This window comes from Streptomyces sp. NRRL B-24572, assembly GCF_002156145.1.
Classification (GTDB): Bacteria; Actinomycetota; Actinomycetes; order Streptomycetales; family Streptomycetaceae; genus Streptomyces; species Streptomyces vietnamensis.
In genome coordinates this window covers 214-1,488 of the sequence record NZ_MWIG01000838.1, presented here as the reverse complement: position 1 = coordinate 1,488, position 1,275 = coordinate 214, and the positions used below count along the sequence as shown (strand labels likewise).

At 72.4% G+C, this 1,275-nt stretch carries 1 protein-coding gene and 1 pseudogene; both read left to right on the top strand.

The window, feature by feature from the left end:
- Window positions 1-216, top strand: a pseudogene (locus CCN56_RS36955) (urease subunit alpha); the annotation flags it as partial.
- 9 nt (window positions 217-225) lie between these two features.
- The gene (locus tag CCN56_RS36950; RefSeq protein WP_086832096.1) at window positions 226-1,242 is read left to right on the top strand and encodes an agmatine/peptidylarginine deiminase; all 1,017 of its coding nucleotides are present in this window, start codon (window positions 226-228) and stop codon (window positions 1,240-1,242) included.
- Window positions 1,243-1,275 lie beyond the last annotated feature (33 nt).

The following is a 1,275-nucleotide window of genomic DNA, read 5'->3' as shown; positions in this document are numbered from 1 at the left end:
GCCGCCGTCGACCTCGGCTCCGACTCCCTGCCGACCCGCCGGCGCCGGGTGGCCGTGCGCGGCACCCGTGGCATCGGCCCCGCCGACCTGCGGTTCAACTCCCGCGTCGGCGACGTGCAGGTCGACGGCCGGACGGGCCTCGTCTCGCTCGACGGCTCCCCGATCCGCTCCGAGGCGGCCGAATCCGTCTCCCTCAACCGCCTCTACTTCCTCTAGGACTCATCGATGACCTTCCGCATGCCCGCCGAATGGATGCCGCACGAGCGCACCTGGATGGCCTGGCCCAGCCCCAACCCCACCTTCACCAACGAGGAGGAGCTCTCCGAGGCCCGCGAGGCCTGGGCGTCGGTGGCCCGCGCCGTCCGCCGCTTCGAGCCGGTGACGGTGGTCGTCGCCCCCGGCGACGCCGACTCGGCCCGTGCGCTCCTCGGCCCGGAGATCGACCTGGTCGAGCGCGAGCTCGACGACGCCTGGATGCGGGACATCGGCCCGACCTTCGTCACGAACGGCACCGAACTCGCCGCCGTGGACTGGGTGTTCAACGGCTGGGGCGCCCAGGACTGGGCCCGCTGGGAGCACGACTCCAAGATCGCCCGCCATGTCGCGGACGTGGCGGGGGTCCAGGTCCTCCCGTCCCCCCTCGTCAACGAGGGCGGCGCGATCCACGTCGACGGCGAGGGCACCGTCCTCCTCACCGACACGGTCCAGCTCGGTGCCGGCCGCAACCCCGAGTGGACGCGCGAGCAGGTCGAGCAGGAGATCCACGCCAAGCTCGGCACGACCAAGGCGATCTGGCTCCCGCACGGCCTCGCCGGCGACTACGGCCTCTACGGCACCCAGGGCCACGTCGACATCGTCGCCGCCTTCGCCCGCCCCGGCACGGTCCTCGTCCACAGCCAGCAGGACCCGGCCCACCCGGACTACGTGCGCTCGAAGACGTACGTGGAGATCCTGCGCGGCCAGACCGACGCGAAGGGCCGCCCGCTGGAGGTCATAGAGGTCCCGGCGCCCACCGTCCTGAAGGACGAGGAGGGCGACTGGGTCGACTACTCGTACATCAACCACTACCTGTGCAACGGAGGCGTCGTCCTCTGCGCCTTCGGCGACCCGCACGACGAGGTCGCGGCCGAGATCTTCCGCCGCCTCTTCCCGGACCGTAGCGTGACCCTGGTCGACGCCCGCCCGATCTTCGCGGGCGGCGGCGGCATCCACTGCATCACTCAGCAGCAGCCGGCGGTCTAGGACCCGGTCCCGGCCGGCCCACCGGCGTCAGGG